The sequence below is a fragment of the Nitratireductor lacus genome (assembly GCF_056431025.1).
Window position 1 is genome coordinate 92,264 of record NZ_JBWKMB010000005.1, and the last position, 22,959, is coordinate 115,222.

The following is a 22,959-nucleotide window of genomic DNA, read 5'->3' on the forward strand; positions in this document are numbered from 1 at the left end:
TTCGCGGCCCTGTCGAAAACGGGTCCGGCGGAGCGCGAAAAAGGGCCGCTTTAGCTCAGTTGGTAGAGCATCGCATTCGTAATGCGGAGGTCGTCAGTTCGAGTCTGACAAGCGGCACCATTCATTTTTCCCGAACCGGCTTTTCCACGATACCTGAAGACCCGTTATGCGCGTGTGCTCGCGGAGCAGAGTGACGGAGTTTCTCAATCCTGTTTCTCGCCTTCGAGACGGCGGCTCCAGTCTTCGACCCTGCCGGAGGCGAGGCGTCTTTGCGCATAGCGCCGCCATCCGTCCGGCAGTTTTGAAAGTGCAGCCATTTCTTCCAGTTCCCCGTGGTCGAGGGTTTTGACATAGAGGATCTGCCAGAGGCGTTTCAGCGGCCATTCCGGCAAAGGCCGTTCGATGCGCTCAAGCTGGTCCTCGGATGACACCATTCCTTCCTGGAGGACACGGTAATACCAGCCCGTGCGGCCGGTTTTCTGGACCTGATAGGCCATCGTGCCGACGCCGAAGCGGCTGTTGAGCTTCCAGCAGGGCTGGCGGCCCTGCGATACCTCGACGACGGCTTCGCCCAGCCGGAAGATGTCGCCAAGCGCGACGGTTTCCTCGTTCAGCCCGAAGGTGGACAGGTTTTCACCGAAGGCACCCGGAGATGCCAGCAAAGGATGATCGCCGATTTCACGCTTCCAGTCGGCATAATGGTCGCGAGGATAGTGGTGGACAGCCTTCTCCGGGCCGCCGTGCACCCTGGTGTCGGCCTGATGATCGCCGGTGAAGCCGCTTGCGCCCAGCCATAGCGGACCTTTTACGGCGCTTTTTTTGATGCCGCTGGGGACGTTTCGCTCTCCCAGGGGCGCGATATTGCCGGTCAGAATTGCCTCTAGAGGAAACTTCTCGATCTTGGTCACGGATGCCCCCTGTGAGACCTTTCGCTCGAATGTCCGCATCCCATACGGTGTTGCAAAGCGGGATTGAAGGTCCAGTTTGCGGAACCGGGTGGTCCGCCTTTGTGGACAAGCCGAGAGCGACCGAATCCTGCTGGAGACTGCGGAGACCGATGGGGCGTTGCCGGCCGAGCAGGGTTTTTGCTAGTCTTCACCCCCCGTTTTTCGACGGGTGGAATGAAGGGCGGGAATTGTGGTTGTAAAGGCATCGCACGCAGAAGATCGAAAAGCGGCTTCCGTTTCCCCGGCGCTGTCGAGGGGACTGCATCTTCTTTCCGTATTTGCCGACGCTCCTGTCTGGCTGAGCAATTCAGACATTGCCGGCCGCACCGATCTGCCCGCGGCAACAGTCGCACGGCTGACGAAATCGCTGACCCAGATGGGGTTTCTGCACTATAGCGGCAGTCGCCGGCGCTTCCGACTGGCGCCCGGGGTGGTGCGGCTTGGTTATGGTGCCAAAAGCGAGACGCAGGTGATTGAGGTCATACGTCCTCATCTCCAGAAAATCGCCGACCGTTTTGGGGTGCACGCGGCGCTGGCCGTTCTGGATGGCGTCGAGGCCCTGCATCTGGAAGTCTGCCATAGCAGTGCCACGCTCGTGACCCTTCGGCTTGAGGCAGGTTCGAGAGTTCCTCTGGCCGGCACTCCGATCGGCCATGCCCTGCTGGCTGCTCTGGAACCTGCCCGGCGCGAAAGCTGTCTGGGGAGCCTGGAGTGCCACCATGCAGCGGAATGGAATGTGCTTTCGCCGCAGATCGAGCGCGGGCTGGTCGAGATTGCAGGCAGTGGATTTACGCTGTCCCTCGGGGGCTGGCATCCTGATGTTCATGGTGTGGCGGTGCCGTTCAAGCCATCCGATCAAGCCGCTGCGATGTCTCTCGGCTGCGGTGTCCCAAAAGGGCAGCTGCCCCTGCCGCGCCTGAAGGAACTCGGTGGTGAACTCGTGAAGCTTTCAGCGCTTATCTCTTCCAGCCGCGAGAATTCGGTGCCGGTGCATTGACGTAACGGAGGCGCTGATGCCGCCCCCCGGCTTGGTGGTCGGTCAGGAGTCTTCCAGATATCGCACACCCAATGCCGCGCATTTGCGCTGAATGAGTTCCACGGCTGCAAGCAGATCCTTCATTGGACCTGCCGGCTCACGCGCAGCCTGGGTGGTGGTCGGAAGAACAAGTTCCAGTGCCAGAACGGCATTGTTGAGGTGCAAAGGTGCGGCCAGCAGAAGCAGATTTTTGTCTGGAAGCAGCAACCGGAAGCAGCCCGACGCCCGAAAGAAGCAGAAGCTTTCGTGAAGCGCCTCGGTCTCAACGGGACACTGGGATAGCTCGGATACTGATCTGTTCATGCTGGTCTGGCTGGTGAACAGAAGGGCGTGACCCGCCGCGGTCTGCGCGAGCGGATAGGCCGAGCCAACGTGACAGCAGGGGGAGCTTTCGCGATTCAACCCGTTGCAGACGACGAGAAAGAGAGATTCGCCGGCATCGTCCACAGCAAGCGTCGACGTGGCGTTGTACCGGTCGGCCAGCGCCTGAAGAACAGAGCGTGCGATTCCGGCGACAGGGGTTTCACTCAAGAATTTCTTCGAGAGCGCGCCGGCTGTGCGGCCCGGCTGGTAGCGCTCGGCAAATCTGGATGGCTCGACGAAACCATGAAGCTCCAGGGTTTTCAGAAGCCTGGTGGTGGTGTCGTGTCTCAACGAAAATCGTAAAGCCAGTTCATCGGAGGTCATCGGCCCTTCGTCTGACAGGAGCTGGACCAACCCGAGGCCGTTTCTTAGAGCGACTGTGCTGCTGTTTCCTTCGTCTGTCTGCTTTTTCACCGTGTGTTTTGCCTTGATGGACAGGCCCCCGACTGAATTTTTATGCTTATCGCGCCCGGCATATCAATATACAGGCACCGGTTCGTGCCGCGAAACGGGCCCTGATCGCAAAAATGTGATCGAATGATCAGCCTGAACCTCATCGGAATGCTTCTTGAACCCCGGCGTCAAAGGGGGCTATGGCAGCCATTGACTGAGAAAACGAGGGAGGAAAGCCGGTGGCAGGGGAAGTCTGGACACGTCTGGAGGGGGAACGCTGTGTGCTCGGTGAGGGGCCGACCTACGACAGGCATAGCGACACAGTCTGGTGGTTCGACATTCTGGAAAAGGCTCTCTTCGAGCACTGCTTCGCTGACGGCGTGACGCGCAGGCACATGCTGCCGGAGCTCTCTTCCGCGCTTGCCCGTGTCGATGACGACCGGCAATTGCTCGTGACGGAGAGCGGCCTTTACCTGCGCAATGTCGCGGATGGGAGCCTGAGCCTTCACCGCCCGCTGGAAGCGGACAATCCGCAGACCCGCTCCAATGATTCCCGGGTGCATCCCAGCGGGGCCTTCTGGATCGGCACGATGGGCAAGAATGCTGAAAAGGGCGCGGGATCGATCTACTGGTATCGCAGGGGCGAGGTGAGACGGCTCTATTCCGGTATCACCGTGACCAATGCGATCTGTTTTTCTCCCGATGGCAGCGTGGGATATTTCACGGACACGCCGACACTTCAGATCATGCAGGTTTCGCTTGACCCACAGACGGGACTGCCGGTTGGCGAGCCGTCACCATTTGCCGCGCCATCGCGCGACGGAGAACCCGATGGCGCGGTGGTCGATGCCGAGGGCAATCTCTGGGTGGCGCGATGGGGCGGCCATGGCGTGGAGGTCTATTCGCCGGGGGGCGTGCTGCTTCGCAAGATTGACCTGCCGGCGGCACTCATCACCTGTCCGGCCTTTGTCGGGCCGCGGGCGGACAGGCTCCTGGTGACATCGGCGTCTATTGGCGTGGACCCGGACAGTTCGGATGCTGCCTCTGCCGGCGGCGTGTTCGTCAGCGATCTTGGGGCGCCGGCGGGCAAGCTTGAGCCCGACGTTTTGATCGGCTGACGCTGCTGCCGGAGTTCAGTAGCCGCTGAGGTGCGGCAGCCAGGTGGATAGCGCCGGGATGAAGGTCAGGGCAAGCAAGACAACGAGATGCACGACCAGGAAGGGCGGCATCTCCCGTATCATCTCGCTAACGCGTATCTTGACCGCCGAAGACACGACAAAAAGCAGTGCGCCCACCGGCGGGGTGAGAAGCCCAAGCGTGAGGTTGACGATCACGACAATGGCGAAATGGATCGGGTCGATGCCCAGCGAATAGGCGATTGGCCCGAGGATCGGCACAAGGATCATGACACCGGGCAGCGGATCCATGAACAGGCCGAAGGCGAGCAGGAGCAGATTGACCGCGAGCAGGAACAGAACCGGACTCAGTTCCCAGGCGACGATTGTTGAAGCAATGGCCTGGGGGATGCCCTCGATAATGATGATCCAGGCGAATGCGCGCGCGGCAGCGAGGATCAGCAGAATGGCGACGGTGACCAGCGCTGATCGAAAGAGAATGTCCGGCAGGTCGCGGAGCCGTAACGAGCGGTAGATGAACATGCCGCACAGGAGCGCATAGAAAACCGCCACCACCGAGGCTTCGGTCGGCGTGAACAGCCCGCTGCGGATGCCCCCGATGATGAGCACGATGAGGAAGATTGCGGGCAGCGCCTGAAAGGTGGTGCGCATCATCTCGCGCAGGGACGGGCGCGGCGAACTGCTTCTGAAGCCACGCCTGCGGCAGACATACCAATTGGTCGCGGCCATGGAGAGCGAAATCAGGATGCCGGGAATGATGCCGGCCATGAACAGGGTGATCACGGAGACATTTTCATCCTGCATTGCGTAAAGGATCATGATGATCGATGGCGGTATGATGGGGCCGACAACCGAGGCAGACGCGGTCAGCGCGCTGGCATAGGATTTGTCGTATCCGTCCTTCTCCATCATGCGGATCATCATGGCGCCGGGTCCGGCGGCGTCGGCGAGGGCAGAGCCCGAGATGCCGGCGAACATGGTGGATGAGACCACATTGGCGTAGCCCAGCCCACCGCGGAAATGACCCACGAACTGTGAGGCGAAGCGCAGGAGAATCTGCGTCATGGCACCGCTCGACATCAGCTCCGCTGCCAGGATGAAGAACGGCACCGCCATGAGCGGGAAACTGTCGAGCCCGGAGAACATCTCCTTGACGATGACGATCTGCGGATAGGTGCTGCCCAGGCTGATTGCCGCCCAGACGGCGAGCGCCAGCGAGAAGGCCACCGGCATGCCGATGATCAGAAGGGCGAAGAAGGAAGCAAAGAGGATCAGCGCCACGGCCGTCTAGTCCCGGTTGGCTGCAATGTGGGTGTCGCCGCTCTCGGCAAGTGCGGCGGATGGCGTGTCGGTTTCCACTTCGGCAAACCGGTTTTCCATCACGAAGGAGCGGGCGACAAGAAGCAGATGCACGATGAGGAGGCCAAAGCCGATCGGCATGGCGGCATAGATGTAGCTGAAGGAAACGCGCGTTGCCGGCGTCAGCTGGAAGCGGGCGCGATCCATATAGTTCAGGCCCATCCAGATCATGATCGAGAAGAAGGCCAGAAGCAGACACAGGATCAGGACGCGTATGGCGCGCTGGCCATTTGGGCCGAGCATTTCCTGGAAATTGCCAACGGCGACATGGCCGCCGGTGCGCAGGGCGAGGCCGGCACCGATGAAGGTCATCCAGATCATCAGGTAGCGGGCGACTTCCTCTGACCAGGTGATCGAGAAATTCGTGAGATAGCGCAGCGATACATTGGCGAAAACAATCACCGCCATGGCGCCAAGCAGCAGCACCAGAGCCCATTTGTTGAGGGCTACGAAATATCGCTCAAATGTTTTCACTGATCCTCCCCGACCTGGATGCCGGGGGCATCGCAGCCTGTTGATCGCATCCTGTTTAGACCAACATGATGAAGCGTGGGAACCGGCCATTGCTCAAAAAAAGCAGAATACAAAACTCCGGACAGCCGCCGCGCGGACTGCTGTCCGGAGTTTCAGACACATAGACCTTATTCGGTCGCGATGATCTGATCGATCAGCGCCTTGTCGTACTGCTCATAGTATTTTTCATAAGCGGGCTGGACGGCCTGCTGGAAGGCGGCTTTCTGCTCGGCGGTCAGTTCGCCGACCTCCATGCCCTCTTCCTTGAGCTGCTTGACGCCGGAAGTTTCGACATTGTCGACATAGGCGCGCATGGCCTTGACGGCTTCTGTCGCCCCTTCCTCGAAGGCTTTCCTGTCTTCATCCGACATGCCGTCCCAGAGCTGGCGGGAAACGAGAAGCATGGCCGGCGAATAGACGTGGCCGGAGAGCGTCAGGTATTTCTGGACCTCGGAGAGCTTGGCCGAGGTGATAACGGAAAGCGGGTTTTCCTGACCGTCGATCGTGCCTTGCTGGAGCGACGAGATGACCTCGGGCCATGCCATCGGCGTGGGGGCTGCACCAAGCGTTTCGAACGCCGTGATGTGGATCGGGTTTTCCATCGTGCGCAGCTTGAGGCCGGCAACGTCATCGGGCTTGCCGATGGTGTTGCGGTTGTTGGTGATATGGCGGAAGCCCTGTTCGCCCCAGGCGAGTGCGACGAGGCCGACATCATCAAACTTTGCGAGGATGTTCTGGCCAATCTCGCCATCAAGCACATTGCGCGCGTGGGCGAGGTCACGGAACAGGAACGGGATGTCGAAAACACCGGTTTCGGGCACGAAGTTGCTGAGCGTGCCGGAGGAAACGATGGTGGCCTCGATCGTGCCGATCTGCAGCCCTTCGATCACCTCGCGCTCGCCACCGAGGCCGGAGGAGGGGAAGTGACGGAAGGTATAGCGCCCGTCAGTGTTCGCCTCGACCACTTCCTGCCATTTCTCGGCTGCCACGCCATAATGCGAGGTTGGCGCGAGCGCATAGCCGATCTTGATTTCCTGCTGGGCCTGCGCGGCCGATACGCCGGCAAAAATGCCAAGCGCGGTTACAAGTGCCGCTAACGGCCCCGTGTTTCTTGCGGAAAATTTCATGTCTCTCTCCCGTCGTGGAATTTCGTTGCGATTCAGGTCTCCCATTCACTGAAAGCGTCTGGCGCATCCAGCCTATTCAGTCAATGCGCCAGTGCTTGCAGGACCAGCGAGTTTTGCGAATTTGGCCAAAACGCCGTTGCGGTAGCGTGGTTCGGGCTGGCGCCAGTTGGCACGCCGACGTGCGAGTTCCTCGTCGTCGACGTTCAGTTGAAGCAGGCGGCGGCTGGCGTCGATGGTGATCGTGTCGCCTTCTTCGACAAGGGCAATGGTGCCGCCGTCGCAGGCTTCGGGGGTAACATGGCCGACGAGAAGACCCCAGGACCCGCCGGAAAAGCGACCGTCTGTGATAAGCCCCACCTTCTCGCCGAGCCCGCGCCCGATCAGGGCGGAACTGGGGGCAAGCATCTCCGGCATGCCGGGGCCGCCTTTCGGTCCGAGATAGCGCAAAACCATGACGTCTCCGGGGTGGATCCGGTCGGTCAGGATCGCATCCATGGCCGACTGCTCGTCTTCGAAGACGCGGGCGGGGCCGGTGATGCTGGCAGATTTGAGGCCGGTGATCTTGGCGACAGCACCGTCTTCAGCGAGGTTGCCTTTCAGAATCGCGAGGTGACCCTCAGCGTAAAGCGGTGCCTCAATGGGGCGAATGACATCCTGATCCGGTGGCGGAATTGCTGGTATGTCCTTCAGTTCTTCCTCAAGGCTCCGGCCGGTGATCGTCAGGCAATCGCCATTGAGAAGTCCGGCCTCGAGCAGGATTTTCAAAACCTGCGGTACGCCGCCAGCGCGATGAAGATCGACAGCCATGTAGCGGCCGGACGGTTTGAGATCGCAGAGGACCGGCACCCTGCGCCGGATGCGCTCGAAATCGTCAAGCGTCCATTCCACCTCCGCGGCGCGGCAGATGGCGAGATAGTGCAGGACAGCGTTTGTGGAGCCGCCCGTCGCCATCACGAGGGCGATGGCGTTCTCCACACTGCGGCGGGTGATGATGTCGCGGGGCCTGCGGCCTGCGCGCACGGCATCGAGCAGGACGTGGGCCGAGCGCGCAGCAGACTGGCGCTTTTCCTCATGGACGTTTGCCATGGTGGAGGAGCCGAGCAGGGACATGCCGAGCGCCTCGAAAGACGAGCTCATCGTGTTGGCGGTGTACATGCCGCCACAGGCACCGGTGCCGGGGATGGCGTTGCGTTCGATGGCGTCGAACTCTTCGCGGCTGATTTTACCGGCCCTGAGCGCGCCGACGGCTTCGAAGGCGGAAACGAGATTGATATCCTGGCCGTTTAACCTGCCGGGAAGGATGGTGCCGCCATAGACGTAGATCGCGGGGACATTGGCGCGGGCAATGCCGATCATGCCGCCAGGCTTGTTTTTGTCGCAGCCGCCGATGACGAGAACACCATCCATCCACTGGCCCTGAACGGTGGTTTCCACGCAGTCGGCGATGACTTCGCGTGAGACCAGGGAGTATTTCATGCCTTCGGTGCCCATGGCCATGCCATCGGAGATGGTCGGCACGCCGAAGGTCTGCGGGTTGCCGCCGGCTTCGCGTACGGCCTCGACGGCGGCATCGGCCAGGGGCTGGAGGCCCGCATTGCACGGCGTAATGGTGGAGTGTCCGTTGGCGATGCCGATCATCGGGCGGGAAAAGTCCTCCTCCCGATAACCGAGCGCATAGTACATGGCGCGGTTGGGTGAGCGCTCGATGCCCTGGGTAATGGTTCTCGATCGGTCGTTCGCTGCCATGCCTGTCTCCTGAGTGGCCTACACCGCTGAGAAGTCAGGCTAGGGAGTGTTTACTGATATGAGAAATATATTTATAATATCAAATTAATTTAATTTACATATGACGAGGCATGGATATTCGTCAAATCCGGCATTTCGTTGCCGTTGCCGAGGAACTGCATTTCGGTCGCGCGGCCGAGCGGCTGGGCATGACACAGCCACCGCTCAGCCAGAGCATACAGGCGCTGGAGGCCGATCTGGGCCTGACACTTTTCGAGCGGACACGGCGCAGCGTTACGCTGACGCCGGTCGGGCATGAGTGGCTGCCCCATGCGCGGCGGGTTCTGGAAGAGGCGACCGAACTGCCGCGGGTGGCGTGGCGGCTTTCGCGCGGTGAGATTGGCCGCGTGCGCCTCTCCTTCATCAGCTTCGTCAGCTACAGCTTTCTGCCGAAGCTCGTACGCCGCTTCAAGGAACGGTTTCCCGAGGTCGAGCTGGTGTTGAACGAAGCGACGAGCGATGTGCAGATCGCCGAACTGCTCGATGGTGCCCTCGATGCCGGCATCATCATCAGCCCACCGCGCGGCGCGTTGCACTCGCCTCTGCGGTATCGGCCGGTGGAATCGGACAGGCTGGTGGTGGCGGTGCCGGAGGAATGGGTGATTTCCGGACGTGTGGTACCGCGCGGCGGAAAGCTCGACTTCGACGCGCTGCGCGATCTGCCGGTTATCCTGTTTCCACGCCATAGCGCGCCGGTGCTGCACGATCTCGTCACGCGCTACTATGCCGAGCGTGACGCGGTGCCCGTTCCGGGACAGCAGGCCGTGCAGATGCAGACGATCATCAATCTCGTTTCCAGCGGGCTTGGCATCGCTTTCGTGCCGAGCACGATGCGACGGCTGATCCGACCGGGGGTCGCCTATTTCCGGCTTGCCGAACAGCAACCCGAAATCGAGATCGGGTTTGCGTGGCGTGGCGCCGGTGCGAGCGCTGCATTGCAGCACCTGGCCGGCATCATTGAGGAGATGTTTCCGGCGCAATGACTTGCAAAAGGCGGATTGTTCCTCAAAATCGCGCGGATGAACCAGAACGCCACCGACAGAAACGCCCAAGGCGACCGACCCCTGTGGCTTGTCGGTGTGTGGCTGGTGCTGGCTTTTCTAACGGTTGCGGCCGTCGTGGCAAACGAACGCTGGCAGCTGCTTTCGGAACTCGCGGCTGAAAGCAGGGCGCTGCACAGCGTTGCCTCGCAGCGTGCCGGCCAGCATGACGCGCACCTGACAGCGCTTTCGGCGGTAGCGGTTGCCGGCGGGGAAAGCCGCTTCGATCTCTTTCTGGAAGTGGCGGGGACGATCCATCGATTTTATCCCCGTATCGGGGCGATTGACCTTGTTCCCCTCAATGCAGGTGAGACGGGCGTGACCACACGTGACCGTGTCGATCCGGCTGTCGATGACATGGTCCGCGCGGCGGCGCTGGCGTCCGATGGTGCGCCGGTTTTGCGGCCGACACCTGGCGCGCCGGGCCGCTACCTGCTCGTCAAGCGGAGTCCGAATACGGCGGCTGCACGTTTTGGTCTGTCGCTGGACATCGATGCACAGGGACTGCTGGAATCCGACCGGGATTTCTGGCTGAAACCGTCGGTCAGCTTTTCCCTGTCGCTGCCGGACGGTACGCTTCTGGCGGGGGAGGAGATCGAAAGCGATCCGGCGTTTGCGCAGCGACTGGGGAGCGCTTCTCAGCCGCTTGTTCTCGAGGTCGCGATTCCGCAGACCCTGGCGGTGTTGATGCCGCCTGCGAAACTGGCGCCGGCGCTCATCATGATGTCGGCAGTGTTTCTGGCCGGCGTGGTCCTCTGGCAGCAATGGGCGCGGCGGCGTCAGGCAGAACAGGCAGCGCAGCTGAGCGCCCAGGAAACGCGGCTGGCGCATGCTTCCCGTGTCAACGCGCTGGGTGAAATGGCAAGCGGGATCACCCATGAACTCACACAGCCGCTCACCGCCATCTTAAGTCAGGCGCAGGCCGGAAAGCGGCTTCTGGGCAATGGTGACACGGGCGCCGTGGCGTCGGTGCTCGACGAACTGATCGCACAGGCGCGGCGGGGTGCGGACATTCTCGCCCATCTGCGTCAATGGATCAGGCCGGTGCGCGGCAACCCGTCTGCGGTGACGGATCTGAATGCGGCGATCAGCGGTGTGGAGGCGCTCCTACTACCAGAAGCGCGCAGGCGTGCCGTGGTTCTGAAACTGGTGCTAAGGAACGGGGCTCTCCCGGTGCGTGCCGATCAGACTGAACTGGAACAGGTAATTTTCAATCTCGTTCGAAATGCGTTTGAAGCTCTGGACAAAGCGCCGGGGACCCGGGGCGAGGTGATCGTTGAAAGCAGCAGGGAGGCGGGTCTGGCGGTTCTCGACCTGCGCGATAACGGCCCTGGCGTCGATCCTGCAATCCGTGCGCAGATATTCGAACCCTTCGTCACCGGCAAGGATCACGGCACGGGCCTGGGTCTTGCACTTTCACAGCGGCTGGTGGAGCGGATGGACGGCGATATCGAACTCAGGTCTTCGCGGAAGGGCGCCTGGTTTCGGGTTTGCCTGCCCCTTGTGGAGGGGCGTGCGAAGGTGGAGATTGCCGCATGAGCAGGCCTGTCTATCTGGTGGATGACGATGAGGCGGTGCGCCGGGCGCTGGTCCTGCTTCTGAACACGGTCGGTGTGGGGGTGAAAGCGTTTTCCGGCCCTGAGTCCTTCCTCGCCGCGCTAGAAAGGTTGTCGCCGGGCTGTCTTGTTCTCGATATCCGCATGCCTGTAATTTCGGGTCTGAAACTGCAGGAGCACCTGCTTGCGCTCGGTATCGACTGGCCGGTCGTTGTGATCAGCGGGCATGGTGACATCGAAGCCTGCCGCCGGGCTTTCCGCAACGGGGCGGTGGATTTTCTGAGCAAGCCGGTGGATGAGCAGGATCTGATCGATGCTATCCAGAAAGCCCAGGACATGCTGGCCAGCGCGGAGCGGGCGGCGGCTGAACGTGCCGAAACGGCGGTTCTGCTCGCAAGCCTGACAGCGCGAGAGGGCGAAATTCTGGAACTTATTGCCCGCGGCTTCACCACCAAGGAGATTGCAGGCTCTCTGGAATTGTCGCCGCGCACGGTGGAAAGCCATCGCGCGTCGCTGGGGGCGAAACTTGGAACGACATCGGCCGCCGAGATGACGCGGTTCTGGCTGCAGGCAGGACAGGCTCCGTAGAACTACGGATATCGGCGGCAAACCTACCGATGCGGTGCCACCGGGGGAATTGCTAGAGATCGGAACATCAAAAACCATGGAGTTTCCGATGATCCGATCGACTGTTCTTTCCGCTACGCTTCTGGCCGCAACCGCGGCATCGGCTCAGGATCTGCCGACCGCGCCCTACCTGCCGCTCGACATGGCGCAGAAGGCCGCCCAGAGCGCGCTCGAAGCCTGTGCCGCAGAAGGCTACGCGGTGAGCGTTGCCGTGGTGGAGCGCAGCGGTGCGACCAAGGTTCTCGTGAAAGCCGACAATTCCGGCCCGCACACGACCGGCAGCAGCATCGGCAAGGCCTTCACCTCCGCAAGCCTTGGCCGCGACACGGCTGGTCTTGCGAATTTCATCGGCGAGAACCCGCAGAATGACGGCCTGCGCGACATGGATTCCCGTCTGGTGATCCAGGCCGGCGGTCTGCCGGTGCGCATCGGCGGTGCGCTGGTGGCTGGCATCGGTGTCGGCGGCGCGCCCTCGGGCGACATTGACGCGACCTGCGCCCGCGCCGGTCTCGACGCCATCGGCGCCGAATAATAACCCATACGGGTTGAACAGAAGAGGCGCGGCCTTTCGGTCGCGCCTCTCTTCGTTTCTGCGGCCTGATTTATTGATGGAGCATCGGAATGATCCGAAAACCGGATTCCACTTTTCGGTCCGATGCTCTGGCCTATTTGGGCAGTCGCACGGTGAGCGCCGGATTGTGCGGGAAGAAGTTGTAGGGCTTCAGCGTGATGCCCTTCCACATGGTCGACATGACCGGCCAGTCCTCCATCTGCGGCACATGATGGAAGCCCATCGTGTACCAGGTCACGATGTCGGTGTTGTCGATGCTGCGGTCCTGCTTCACCCACTCGGCCAGCGTGTCCGACCCGTCGCTCTGGAAGGCGTATTCGCCACCGGCATAGCGTTCGTTTGCCGCATAGGGCGTGTTCCAGAACGTGTAGTCGATATAGGCGTTGCGCTTTGCGGGGGGATCGTTCTCCGTGTCCAGCGGGCTGTAGGCGACGCTGTTTTGCGGCAGGATCATGTAGCCCGGCGCATGGCCGACGCCGATTTTCCGGCCCATGTTCATGATGTGATACATGGCCGGCGTTGCCGGGTTCACGCGATAGCGCGCTTCCATCTCGGTCTTCGGCATTGTCGCCTCGGTCACCCACATCGAGCGGCGCGGCACGCCATCGGGCATGTCGCCTTTCACGAGGCCGGTGCGCATGAAGACATTGTCCTGACCGTCAATGTCGAAATCGAGCCGGAAGTTGAAGAAATGGTCGTGATTGGGCGCGACCAGATTGGGCACGATCAGTGTGCCGTAGCGGGTTTCCTGTTCGGCGGTTGCATCCTCCATGGAGGTGGAGGCAACACCCTTCACCGCATCGAGGCCGGTTGCGCCGACCATCACGCGGATGCGCCCGTTCTGCTCGAACACATAGTCGATGAGATAGTCGTAATTGCCCACCTGCGAGGCGGAACGCACGACCAGCTCGCTTGCGGGGCGGCCTTCTGCCGGCACGGACTGTTCCTCGCTCTGGGCGAAGATCTCGTAATGCCGCCAGACGGGATCGCCGATATTGCGCTCGAAGATGCATAACGCATCCGGGATTTCGATCGGGTTGCCCAGATCGTCATGCACGGTGGCGGGCAGGAAGCGCGCATAGGAAGGGCAGTCCACGCCCGCGCGCAGCGGGCTCAGGAAGATGCCGAAACCATATTCGCCGCTGTCCATATAGGTGCGCCAGTACCAGCCTTCGTCCGGGTCCATATAGGGCACGAAGACTTCCGACAGATGGGCCTGGTAGAGTACCGAGCGCCAGTCGTCGCGGTCATTGACCTCGATGTTGGACAGAACCACGCCGGGGCGCTTGTCGACGCGCCAGCGGAAGCGCCAGATGTCCCAGTTCACCATGCTGCCGTCGATGGTGAAGTTGGGATCGCCTTCCTGGCGCAGCGTGGCGGGATTGCTTTCGGGCCGCAGTGCGCCCGTGCGCGCCTCGACCTCTTCCTCCATGTAACCCCAGGCGTCCTGCGGCACCGGCACGACGCCATTGTCGATCACCTCGACCACGGATTTTCCGGCGAGATCGACCACGGCGTAAAGCCCCTCAATGGGCTTGGCGTAGAAGTTGGAGCCGGTCGGATTGACGTAGCAGGGCACCTTCATCAGACGCTGGCCGGCTTCCGCCTCCATGTCGAACGAGCCGGCCGTCAGCGGCAGGCAGAACACGTCGCCGGGCTCCAGATCGCGCTTTGCGAGGGCGGCGACGAAGTTTTCGTCGGAAAGCGCCAGATCCATGGCCCCGATGAATTCTTCCAGAAGCACCATGTGCTGGCCGCCAATGGCGCCGAAATCGCTGATCTCACCGGAAACGAGATCGACCTCGGCCTTGTAGGTCTCGTCGCCCGAGATGACATGGACGGTGGCGGCGCGGGGGCCTTCATCGCCCTCTTTCCAGGCCAGAACCTCGGCCTTTTCCGGTTCTTTCAGCTCGATCAGCGGAAAGCGGGCCTCGTCGGAAATCCGGTCATCGGATTTCATGATGGTGACGATTTCGGCGATCTCCTCTTTCGACAGGCCGTCCAGTGGGTGAGCCAGAGCGCCGCCGCATAAGACGGTCAGCGCCATGGCCGCGCAGGTGGCGGATAAGTGTCTTTTCATCGTGTCTCCTCCTCTTGAACCGTGCCGTTACATGATCAGGGTCTGGCCGATGGTGTTCTCCATCAGCCCCGCCTCGGCGAACTGTACGCCGACGCCGGATTGCTTGATGCCGCCAAAGGGGGCGTTGGGCTGGATCATGCCGTGCTTGTTGATCCATGCGGTGCCGCATTCGAGTTGCAGCGCCAGCGCCTTGGCGCGTTCGGTGTCCTGCGACCAGACGGAGCCGCCAAGCCCGTTCGGATTGTCGTTGGCCCGCGCAATCACGGCCTCCACATCCGTGTAGCGGATGACGGGCAGGACCGGGCCGAACTGCTCTTCATCGACGAGGCGCATGCCGTGCTCGGCATCGGCGACGATGGTGGCAGGGTAGAAATAGCCGGGTCCGCCGGAGGGTGCGCCGCCGGTGAGAATGCGCGCGCCTGAAGCTTTTGCCTCCTCGACCAGCTCTTTCACACGCTCGAACTGCATTGCGTTCTGCACCGGGCCGAGGGCGACGCCGTCCTGCCGCCCGTCACCCATGGGAATGGCGGCTGCGAGTGACGAGAGCGCATCGCAGACGGCGTCATAGATGCTGTCATGCACATAGAGCCGCTTGATGCAGGCGCAGGTCTGGCCGTTGTTGAGGAACGCGCCCCAGAAGAGCCCTTCGGCAACCGCCTGCGGGTCGACATCGGGCAGCACGATGGCTGCATCATTGCCGCCGAGTTCCAGCGTCAGGCGCTTCACCGTTTCGGCGGCCGAGGCCATGATCTTGCGGCCAGTGCCGGTGGAGCCGGTGAACACCATCTTGTCGATGCCGGGATGGGCGGACATGGCCGCGCCGATTTCATCTGCGCCACACACGATGTTGACCACGCCGGCCGGCAGCACCTGGTTGATGATTTCAACGAAGCGGATCGTGGCGAGCGGTGTGTTGGGCGAGGGCTTGATGACCACGCAATTGCCGGCGCGCACGGCGGGAATGATGTGCCAGGCGGCGATCAGCACCGGGAAGTTCCATGGCGTGATGGAGCCAACCACGCCAATTGGCTTGCGGTGAACCTCCACGCGGCCCTCATTGTTGTCCTGCAGGATGGAGACGGGCAGTTCGAGGCCTGCGGTGTGTCGGGTCCATGCGGCGGCGGCTCCGATTTCCCATTGCGAGCCGAAGCCGCCAATGGGCTTGCCCTGCTCGGCGGTTAGCAGCGGGGCAAGCCCGGGGATGCTCTGCTCGACGAGGTCTGCAATTTTCAGGCAGGCGGCCTTTCGGTCGGCATCGCTGGTGGCGGCCCAGCCGGGGAATGCATTGCGTGCGGCTTCTACGGCATCATCAAGGTCACCCGGCGTGCCGAGCGGCATATGGCCGACCAGTGCGCCATTGGCCGGATCGAGGACGGGAAACGTCTCTGCGCCCGGCGTCGCACGCCCGTTGATGATGTTGTGGAACGGATCGCTGGTTGCTTCCTTTGCCGTATCGGCCATTGTCTTCCTCCTCCCGATAGCGCCGCATTTCAGGCGGCATCAATCGGTCATAGTGGAGGCGCATTCGGCCAACGGTCTTGGACTATTGCGTCGGGTTCTTGGCCGATGACGTCGCTGCGTGAAGCCGGTATTCGCCGGGCGGGACCCTGAAACGCGCCCGGAACTGGCGGTTGAAATAGGACAGGTCGTTGAAACCCGCGTCAAAGGCGATGGTGGAAATGCGCTCCGAAGTGCCGGCACTCTTCTGGGCCATAAGACGGTTGCAGACATGATCGAGCCGTGTGGCGATAAGGCACTCGGACAGGGACAAGCCCGCAGCCTGGAACCGGCGCTGCAGGGCGCGCAGGCTGACCCCCATGGCCGATGCGACGCTGGCTGGTGTGCACGCGGCATCGCGGAAACGCTGGCGGATATAGGCACGCGCCTTGGTGACAAGCAGTTCATCGCTGGTTCGGGCGGAGGCCAGAGTGCCGGCTTCGAGACCGCAGAGATAGGCGCCCATCAGATTGAAGAAGGCTTCGCCGATGAAGTGTTGCTGCGCGGCGGCGGCGTCTTCTGAATTGACGAGGCGGTCGATGGTGGCGCGAAGGGCCATGCCGATCTCGGTGGAGCCCGGGATCGGGCAGCCGCCAAGGGCCGCGGTGCCAAAGCGGTGGGCAAACTCGGAGCGGTTCAGGTGGACGGAATATTGCAGGCTGCCGCTGTCGCCATAGAGAAAGCGCGACGGATAGGCCGAATCGATCATGATGAAGTCGCCGGGTGCCAGACGCACATCGGCATCGCCCTGCCGCATGACCGAATGTCCCGATTTCTGCAGAACCAGAAAGAGGTGCTCGGCGGAATCCTGCCGAATGCAGCGCCAGTCCCGGTTGATGCGCGCGGCGCTGTTGCGCACGACCGCCACGGCCAGCGCCTGGCGCTGTTTGAGGGTGATGAGGCCCCGCATGTCGCGCCCGCCATCCGGCGGCGACACCAGAAACTGCCCGCAAACATTGCGCACACCAGCCTGAAAGGCATCGAGCGGTGCCAGGCTGTTTGTTTCGTCAGACAGCATAAATTACCTCCCGCCCTCATCTGCTCTCCATGCGGATAAGGGCGGGGGAAGCGTAATCAGCTTTCAACAGCTCGGCAAGCCGGGTGTGTGTTCCGGTTTTCAGGAACTGGAGGCGCTCGCTTCCCGGCGTCCCGCCATCTGTCGCAAAAAGACCGGGAGAGCGATGATGGCGCCGGCCAGGGTGGCGTAGAGATCCGGTGCGACAAAGAGGATGGCGGAGAGCGCGAGCAGCAGCCGCTCATAGACGCGCAGCGGCGCAAACAGCCAGCTTGAGAAGGCTGCGGAGAGCATCCAGATGCCAAGCATTGCGCCGATGGTCGCAAGGAAGAACTCGTTCCAGGTGAAGCTGTCGGTGACGAGCAGCATGGAGGGCGAAAAAACGAAGACGAATGGCACCAGCGCCTTGCCCATGCCGAGCCGGAAGGCGGTGTTGCCGGCCTTGAAGGCGTTGGCTCCGGCGATGCCGGCCGCCGCATAGGCCGCCAGCGCCACCGGCGGGGTGATGTCTGCCAGAACGCCGAAATAGAACACGAAGAAGTGGGCCACGATCGGTTCGACGCCGAGCAGGTTGAGGATCGGGGCCGCGACGGCGATCATGATCAGATAGTTTGCCGTGGTGGGGATGCCGCAGCCCATCAGCACGCAGACAACTGCGGTCATGATCAGGGTGAAGAGCAGGGTGAGCGTGCTCACGCTGAAGAGCTCGAACGGCAGGAAGGCGAGGCTGTCTGCCACGCTCTGCGCCCAGCCGGCGGCAACGGATGTGACCATATAGGCGATCTTGAAGCCGACACCGGTGAGCGTGACAACGCCGATGATGACGCCGACGAGTGCCGCAGCAGCGGTGACCGAGAGCGAGTATTTCGCACCCACGACAAAACCCTCCCAGGTCTCGCGGATGCTTTCGGTGATGGCGGTCCTGATATCGTGGCGGATGAAATTCTGGATGACGAGGACCAGAAGACAGGCCGTGATGCCCCAGAAGGCAGCGAGATAAGGGGTCTTGCCGGACAGAAGGATGGCGACCAGAACGAAAAGCGGGAGCGTGGTGAGCCAGCCGGCCTTGAAGACGGTCCAGGCGACGGGAAGCTCGTCTTTCGTGAGGCCGCGCAGGCCACGGCGGCGCGCTTCCAGATGCACCTGCACGAGAACACCGAAGAAATGCATGAAGGCAGGCACGAGGGCAGCCGTCAGAATGGTGGTGAGCGGCACGCCCAGATATTCGATCATGAGAAAGGCGACCGCGCCCATGACCGGTGGGGTGATCTGACCGCCGGTGGAGCTTGCGGCTTCCACGGCGGCTGCGAAATGGCGCGGATAGCCGATGCGGATCATCGCCGGAATGGTGAGCGAGCCTGTTGTTACCGTGTTGGCAATGGACGAGCCGGAGATCGAACCGAGCATGGCGGAAGAGAGAACCGAGACCTTGGCCGGTCCGCCGGAATAGCGTCCGGCAAGGGCCGAGGCGAGGTCGATGAAAAGCTGGCCGAGGCCGATGCGTGTAGCGAGGACGCCGAACAGGACGAAATGGAACACGTAGGTCGAGATGACGCCGAGAGCGGTACCATAGATGCCCTGGCTGGTCAGATAGAGATGATTGACGATGTTGTCCCAGCTTGCGCCCGGATGGGCGAGAATGCCGGGCATCGACTGACCGAAATAGGCATAGCCGATGAACAGAAGGGCGATGACAGGCAGGGGCCAGCCCATGGCGCGGCGCGTTGCTTCCAGAAGCACGACAATCAGCACCGTGCCCATGAAAACATCGATGGGCAGCGGATCGCCGACACGGAAGGCCAGTTCGTTGAATATCCAGGGGACGTAGAGTGCTGACACCGCACCCGCGATGGCAAACACCCAGTCGAGAAGGGGCATGCCAAGCGGGGCAAGCAGCCCGCGGCGCGGCTCGCGCGGCTGATGCCACACGGCGAAGAAGACGAAGATCAGGGCAAGGGTGAAGGCCAGATGCAGGCCGCGATGCGTTGTCGCCTGCGGAATGCCGTAACCCGCCGTGTAGTAGTGATAGCAGGACAGGACGAACAGCGCGCCACCGGCGATCCAGCCAAGCAGCGGCGGCAGGGGCCGGAAGCGAATTTCTGAATCAAAACGCTCCTCGAGCGCCTTCATTTCTTCTTCGGTCAGCGCTTCCGCGCGCTCGGTTTCAGATGGGTGTGCCATCCTGCCTTGCCTCTCTGGAGATCACCTTGTTTCTTGGCCGAAAGCGACGGACCCGGCCTGCGGGCACAGGTCGGGTCCGGATTTCAGCGTTCATGTGGGTCGGGCGTTACTCGCCCAGGACACCCGCTTCACGATAGAACTTCTCGGCGCCCGGATGCAGCGGAATGCCAACGCCATCGAGCGCGGTGTCGAGCGTGATCTGGCGGCCCTTCAGGTGGCCGGCATCAAGAAGCTTGCGGGTGTTGTCGTTCCACAGCGCCTTGGTGATCTCGTAGATCAGTTCTTCTGGCTGGTCAGCGCTGGTGATCCACTGGGCGCCGACCGAAAGCGTGGTGACGTCCTGGTCGACGCCTTCATAGGTGCCGGCGGGAACGGTGTTGGCAGCGAAGAAGCCATGCTCGCCAGTCACCTTGTCCGCTTCGTCGCCGGCAATGGAGACGAGCGTGATTTTGTGCTGGCTGGCCAGCTCGGCAATGGCGCCGGCGGGGAAGCCGCCGACGAAGAAGAAGGCGTCCATGGCACCGTCGCGCATGCGCTCGGCGGCTTGGTCGGGTTTCAGGTAATGCGCTTCCACATCTTCCTCGGAAAGGCCGTATGCATTGAGGATGATGCGGGCGTCGACAAGCGTTCCGGAGCCCGGCTCATCGAGCGAGACGCGTTTGCCGGCGAGATCGTCCACGCTGTCGATGCCGCTTTCGGCGCTGGCGACGAGGTGGATTGTCTCGGGATAGAGATTGGCGATGGCGCGCAGCTTCTCAACCGGGTCACGGTCTTCCCAGATGCCGGTGCCGCTATGCGCCCAGGTGGCAACGTCCGACTGCGAAAAGCCGGATTCGAGCGAGCCGCCGGCGATGGCGTTCACATTGGCGACCGATCCATTGGCCGACAGCGCCGTGGCGATAAGGCCGGGCACGCCGCAGGATCCGCCTTCGTCACAGGCACGCGAGCCGGGAGGATTGGAAATGGCATTGGCGATGAGACCGCCAATCGGGTAATAAGTGCCGGCGGTGCCGCCGGTGCCTATGCGGAAAAACTGTGGCTGCTGGGCAAGCGCCACACCGCTTGCGGCCAGACCGCATAAAACCGCACCAATGATCGCAAAATGCCGTCTGTTCACGTGATCCTCCCGGAAAATAAAATATGTAACCTTGCGTGAGCTAGCATTCATAAAGCCGGCCATCAATCTTTGATAGCCCGCAAATGGAAGGGTGCATCACAATTATCCCGCGACTCAGCTATCGGGACGCGTTCAGGAAACGATCTGTCAGGAGACAATTTTGGCCAAGTGCATTCACACCATGATCCGCGTCGTCAATGAGGAGAAATCGGTCGCTTTCTACAAGACGGCTTTCGGCCTCGATGTCGCAGATCGTTTCGACTTTGAGGGCTTCACGCTCGTTTACCTGCGCAATGCCGAGGCCGATTTCGAGGTCGAGCTGACTGTCAATAAAGGACGGACGGAGCCTTACGACCCGGGCGACGGCTATGGTCATCTGGCGGTTGCGGTGGATGATCTCGATGCCGAGCATGCGCGGTTTAAGGCTGCCGGACTGGCGCCGCGCGATATCGTCGCCTTTGAGCGCGAGGGCACGTTGCTGGCTCGCTTTTTCTTCGTGCAGGACCCCGATGGATACAAGATCGAAGTGTTGCAGAAGCACGGGCGCTATCGCTGAGTAAGCAACCGATATATGGGCTGGAGGAGACATGCCGTCTGGCGTGGCTTCCAGCCCAAGACAGCAAAAAGGCCCGGGAAACCCGAGCCTCAAAGCTGATCTGTCGTAAGGAAAACTGGAGCGGGCGATGAGATTCGAACTCACGACCCCAACCTTGGCAAGGTTGTGCTCTACCCCTGAGCTACGCCCGCTCGGCTTGTCGCTTCCGACGGCGCGCTTATAGTCTGATCTCGCCGGAAAATGCAACAGGAAATCGACAGCCATAATGCGCTTTTTTCAAAACCGTATCCGACAATGGGCGCGGCGTGCCTGCACTGCCGCTTTCCGCTCCTGCGGGGCTTGCGTCTGCGGGGCCGGTACGGCTACGACCGTGCGGAAAGAACTTCGACTTCATGAGGCTAGGCGGTGCCGAAATCACCCGAAGCGCTGCTGGAATTTTTGGGAAAGCTGGGCATTGAGGCTGAAACCCATCGGCATCCGGCGCTATTCACAGTTTCCGATTCGCAGTCCCTTCGAGGTGAGATTCCCGGAGGGCACACGAAGAACCTCTTTCTCAAGGACAAGAAAGACAATTTCTTTCTTGTCACCGTCGATGAGGACGCGCAGGTCGACCTGAAGACGATCCACCACAAGATCGGGGCGGCGAGCCGTGTTTCGTTTGGCAAGCCGGACAAGCTCATGGAATATCTTGGCGTGGAGCCGGGGGCTGTCACTGTGTTCGGCGTCGTCAATGACGATCAACACAGGGTGACAGTGGTGCTCGACGCGGATTTGATGGACAATGACATCATCAACGCGCATCCGCTGACCAACGAGGCGACAACTTCGATCGGTCGCGATGATCTCATGCGTTTTCTTGAAGCGGTCGAGCATCAGCCGCTTGTCTTGAAAGTGACAGAGTGATCGCCAACATTTGTGGCGACGAAACATATTCTATCGGCTGACCGGCACACCCTGCAGGCCGCGCCGGACGGAAGCAGAGAAGGGGCCTTTATGACCAACGGCGACAATCCATACGGCAAGCCTGACAATTATGGTGCAGGGGCTGCACAGTATACCACCAAGGTCGATTTTGGTGGGGAGACGCCTGTTTCGGCTCCTGCGGCTCCGGCTGGTCAGGGCTTTTCACTTTCCGACTCGCCGCAGATGCCGGCCGCTGACCTGATCAAGGACACAACGACCGCCGGCTTTACGGCCGATGTCATTCAGGAATCGCGCAATCAGCCCGTGCTGGTCGATTTCTGGGCGCCCTGGTGCGGGCCATGCAAGCAGTTGACGCCGATTATCGAAAATGCGGTGCGCGCGGCTGGTGGCAAGGTGAAGCTCGTGAAGATGAACATTGACGAGCATCCCGCCATTGCCGGCCAGCTTGGTGTGCAGTCGATCCCTGCGGTCTTCGCCTTCAAGGACGGACAGCCGGTGGATGGCTTCATGGGCGCGTTGCCCGAAAGCCAGGTCAAGGCGTTTATCGACAAGCTGGTGGCCGGAGCCGGCGGCGACGAGATCGCGGGAGCGCTCGAAGCGGCGAAAGAAGCCGTTGCCAGTGGCGACCAGCAGATGGCTGCGCAAATCTATTCGGCTGTTCTTCAGCGCGAGCCTGAAAATGTCGATGCCATCGGAGGCCTGGCCGATCTGCTCTTCGAGGCGGGGCAGAAGGAACAGGCCGCGCAGGTGCTGGCGAAGGTGTCGGAGAAGCACCGGGATGCGGCTCCCATTGCAGCCGTGCAAGCCAAGATGGCGCTTGCCGAGCAGGTGGCCGATCTTGGCGACAGCGCGGCGCTGGAGCAGCGCCTGGCCGCAGACCCCAACGACCACCAGGCGCGTTTCGACCTGGCGCTTCTTCAGAATGCCAAGGGTGACCGTGCGGCGGCCGCCGAAAGCCTGCTGACCATTGTTCGCAAGGATCGCGAATGGAACGAAGACGGCGCGCGGGCGCAGCTTCTCAAATTCTTTGAGGCGTGGGGCGCTTCGGACCCGGCGACGCTGTCTGCGCGGCGCAAACTGTCGTCGCTGCTGTTCTCATAAGTCTTTCGATTATTTGCCTATTGAGAAGACTGCTC

At 61.7% G+C, this 22,959-nt stretch carries 20 protein-coding genes and 2 tRNA genes; 10 read left to right on the top strand and 12 right to left on the bottom strand.

From position 1 onward, the window contains the following. Positions 1 to 44: 44 nt before the first annotated feature. A tRNA-Thr gene (locus tag AC07E3_RS05865) sits at positions 45 to 120 on the top strand. An 83-nt stretch (positions 121 to 203) separates the two neighbouring features. Here AC07E3_RS05865 and AC07E3_RS05870 read toward each other — a convergent pair. Beyond that, the gene (locus tag AC07E3_RS05870) at positions 204 to 908 is read right to left on the bottom strand and encodes an MOSC domain-containing protein (RefSeq protein WP_478360585.1); all 705 of its coding nucleotides are present in this window, start codon (positions 906 to 908) and stop codon (positions 204 to 206) included. Between the two features lie 229 nt (positions 909 to 1,137). On the opposite strand from AC07E3_RS05870, the gene AC07E3_RS05875 reads away from it, so the two are divergent. Further along, positions 1,138 to 1,944, top strand: coding sequence for an IclR family transcriptional regulator (locus AC07E3_RS05875; protein WP_336070312.1), 807 nt, complete (start codon positions 1,138 to 1,140; stop codon positions 1,942 to 1,944). Between the two features lie 42 nt (positions 1,945 to 1,986). On the opposite strand, the gene AC07E3_RS05880 is transcribed toward AC07E3_RS05875, so the two are convergent. Next, entirely contained in the window at positions 1,987 to 2,760 is a 774-nt protein-coding gene (locus AC07E3_RS05880) for a MarR family transcriptional regulator (RefSeq protein WP_478360586.1), read from the bottom strand. Between the two features lie 218 nt (positions 2,761 to 2,978). Here AC07E3_RS05880 and AC07E3_RS05885 point away from each other — a divergent pair, with 218 nt between their 5' ends. Continuing rightward, positions 2,979 to 3,857, top strand: a complete 879-nt coding sequence (locus tag AC07E3_RS05885) for an SMP-30/gluconolactonase/LRE family protein (RefSeq protein ID WP_478360587.1) — start codon at positions 2,979 to 2,981, stop codon at positions 3,855 to 3,857. A 15-nt stretch (positions 3,858 to 3,872) separates the two neighbouring features. Here the strand turns inward: AC07E3_RS05885 and AC07E3_RS05890 are convergent, their stop codons facing one another. The 4 genes from AC07E3_RS05890 to ilvD all read right to left on the bottom strand — a co-directional run bounded on the left by AC07E3_RS05890 (position 3,873) and on the right by ilvD (position 8,620). Further along, entirely contained in the window at positions 3,873 to 5,156 is a 1,284-nt protein-coding gene (locus AC07E3_RS05890; protein WP_478360588.1) for a TRAP transporter large permease, read from the bottom strand. A gap of 6 nt (positions 5,157 to 5,162) precedes the next feature. Beyond that, the gene (locus tag AC07E3_RS05895) at positions 5,163 to 5,708 is read right to left on the bottom strand and encodes a TRAP transporter small permease (protein WP_336070320.1); all 546 of its coding nucleotides are present in this window, start codon (positions 5,706 to 5,708) and stop codon (positions 5,163 to 5,165) included. 167 nt (positions 5,709 to 5,875) lie between these two features. Further along, positions 5,876 to 6,874 carry a TRAP transporter substrate-binding protein gene (locus tag AC07E3_RS05900; protein ID WP_065818167.1) on the bottom strand — a complete coding sequence of 333 codons (999 nt, stop codon included), beginning with the start codon at positions 6,872 to 6,874 and terminating at the stop codon, positions 5,876 to 5,878. 72 nt (positions 6,875 to 6,946) lie between these two features. Continuing rightward, on the bottom strand, positions 6,947 to 8,620 hold the full coding sequence (ilvD, locus tag AC07E3_RS05905; RefSeq protein WP_336070322.1) for a dihydroxy-acid dehydratase: 1,674 nt from the start codon (positions 8,618 to 8,620) through the stop codon (positions 6,947 to 6,949). A gap of 110 nt (positions 8,621 to 8,730) precedes the next feature. Between ilvD and AC07E3_RS05910 the strand changes: the two genes are divergently transcribed. The 4 genes from AC07E3_RS05910 (at position 8,731) to AC07E3_RS05925 (ending at position 12,414) form a co-directional block, all read left to right on the top strand. Continuing rightward, positions 8,731 to 9,642, top strand: a complete 912-nt coding sequence (locus tag AC07E3_RS05910) for a LysR family transcriptional regulator (protein ID WP_478360589.1) — start codon at positions 8,731 to 8,733, stop codon at positions 9,640 to 9,642. A gap of 15 nt (positions 9,643 to 9,657) precedes the next feature. Continuing rightward, entirely contained in the window at positions 9,658 to 11,238 is a 1,581-nt protein-coding gene (locus AC07E3_RS05915; protein WP_478360590.1) for a sensor histidine kinase, read from the top strand. Then, a complete protein-coding gene (locus AC07E3_RS05920) occupies positions 11,235 to 11,843 on the top strand; it encodes a response regulator transcription factor (protein WP_336070328.1) in 609 nt (202 codons plus the stop codon). Before AC07E3_RS05915 ends, AC07E3_RS05920 begins: the two co-directional genes overlap by 4 nt. Before the next feature lie 88 nt (positions 11,844 to 11,931). Further along, entirely contained in the window at positions 11,932 to 12,414 is a 483-nt protein-coding gene (locus AC07E3_RS05925; RefSeq protein WP_336070330.1) for a GlcG/HbpS family heme-binding protein, read from the top strand. Between the two features lie 133 nt (positions 12,415 to 12,547). Here the strand turns inward: AC07E3_RS05925 and AC07E3_RS05930 are convergent, their stop codons facing one another. From AC07E3_RS05930 to AC07E3_RS05950, 5 genes are all read right to left on the bottom strand, one after another. Then, positions 12,548 to 14,533, bottom strand: a complete 1,986-nt coding sequence (locus AC07E3_RS05930) for a copper amine oxidase (RefSeq protein WP_478360591.1) — start codon at positions 14,531 to 14,533, stop codon at positions 12,548 to 12,550. A 27-nt stretch (positions 14,534 to 14,560) separates the two neighbouring features. After that, on the bottom strand, positions 14,561 to 15,994 hold the full coding sequence (locus tag AC07E3_RS05935) for an aldehyde dehydrogenase family protein (protein ID WP_478360592.1): 1,434 nt from the start codon (positions 15,992 to 15,994) through the stop codon (positions 14,561 to 14,563). Positions 15,995 to 16,076: 82 nt separating this feature from the next. Further along, the gene (locus tag AC07E3_RS05940) at positions 16,077 to 17,048 is read right to left on the bottom strand and encodes a helix-turn-helix domain-containing protein (RefSeq protein ID WP_478360593.1); all 972 of its coding nucleotides are present in this window, start codon (positions 17,046 to 17,048) and stop codon (positions 16,077 to 16,079) included. A gap of 99 nt (positions 17,049 to 17,147) precedes the next feature. After that, positions 17,148 to 19,226 carry a TRAP transporter permease gene (locus AC07E3_RS05945; RefSeq protein ID WP_478360594.1) on the bottom strand — a complete coding sequence of 693 codons (2,079 nt, stop codon included), beginning with the start codon at positions 19,224 to 19,226 and terminating at the stop codon, positions 17,148 to 17,150. Positions 19,227 to 19,332: 106 nt separating this feature from the next. Next, entirely contained in the window at positions 19,333 to 20,343 is a 1,011-nt protein-coding gene (locus tag AC07E3_RS05950; RefSeq protein WP_478360595.1) for a TAXI family TRAP transporter solute-binding subunit, read from the bottom strand. A gap of 160 nt (positions 20,344 to 20,503) precedes the next feature. On the opposite strand from AC07E3_RS05950, the gene AC07E3_RS05955 reads away from it, so the two are divergent. Beyond that, positions 20,504 to 20,899, top strand: coding sequence for a VOC family protein (locus AC07E3_RS05955; RefSeq protein ID WP_223005347.1), 396 nt, complete (start codon positions 20,504 to 20,506; stop codon positions 20,897 to 20,899). 116 nt (positions 20,900 to 21,015) lie between these two features. Here the strand turns inward: AC07E3_RS05955 and AC07E3_RS05960 are convergent. After that, positions 21,016 to 21,090 (bottom strand) — tRNA-Gly (locus AC07E3_RS05960). A 214-nt stretch (positions 21,091 to 21,304) separates the two neighbouring features. Here AC07E3_RS05960 and AC07E3_RS05965 point away from each other — a divergent pair. Beyond that, positions 21,305 to 21,802, top strand: a complete 498-nt coding sequence (locus AC07E3_RS05965; protein WP_336070342.1) for a prolyl-tRNA synthetase associated domain-containing protein — start codon at positions 21,305 to 21,307, stop codon at positions 21,800 to 21,802. 90 nt (positions 21,803 to 21,892) lie between these two features. Next, positions 21,893 to 22,924, top strand: coding sequence for a thioredoxin (trxA, locus tag AC07E3_RS05970; protein WP_478360596.1), 1,032 nt, complete (start codon positions 21,893 to 21,895; stop codon positions 22,922 to 22,924). The last annotated feature ends 35 nt before the right edge of the window (positions 22,925 to 22,959 follow it).

Coding starts and splice junctions, on each gene's coding strand:
- AC07E3_RS05900 (WP_065818167.1), bottom strand. CDS start 6,874: ATGAAATTTTCCGCAAGAAACACGGGGCCGTTAGCGGCACTTGTAACC.
- ilvD (WP_336070322.1), bottom strand. CDS start 8,620: ATGGCAGCGAACGACCGATCGAGAACCATTACCCAGGGCATCGAGCGC.
- AC07E3_RS05910 (WP_478360589.1), top strand. CDS start 8,731: ATGGATATTCGTCAAATCCGGCATTTCGTTGCCGTTGCCGAGGAACTG.
- AC07E3_RS05920 (WP_336070328.1), top strand. CDS start 11,235: ATGAGCAGGCCTGTCTATCTGGTGGATGACGATGAGGCGGTGCGCCGG.
- AC07E3_RS05925 (WP_336070330.1), top strand. CDS start 11,932: ATGATCCGATCGACTGTTCTTTCCGCTACGCTTCTGGCCGCAACCGCG.
- AC07E3_RS05930 (WP_478360591.1), bottom strand. CDS start 14,533: ATGAAAAGACACTTATCCGCCACCTGCGCGGCCATGGCGCTGACCGTC.
- AC07E3_RS05935 (WP_478360592.1), bottom strand. CDS start 15,994: ATGGCCGATACGGCAAAGGAAGCAACCAGCGATCCGTTCCACAACATC.
- AC07E3_RS05940 (WP_478360593.1), bottom strand. CDS start 17,048: ATGCTGTCTGACGAAACAAACAGCCTGGCACCGCTCGATGCCTTTCAG.
- AC07E3_RS05945 (WP_478360594.1), bottom strand. CDS start 19,226: ATGGCACACCCATCTGAAACCGAGCGCGCGGAAGCGCTGACCGAAGAA.
- trxA (WP_478360596.1), top strand. CDS start 21,893: ATGACCAACGGCGACAATCCATACGGCAAGCCTGACAATTATGGTGCA.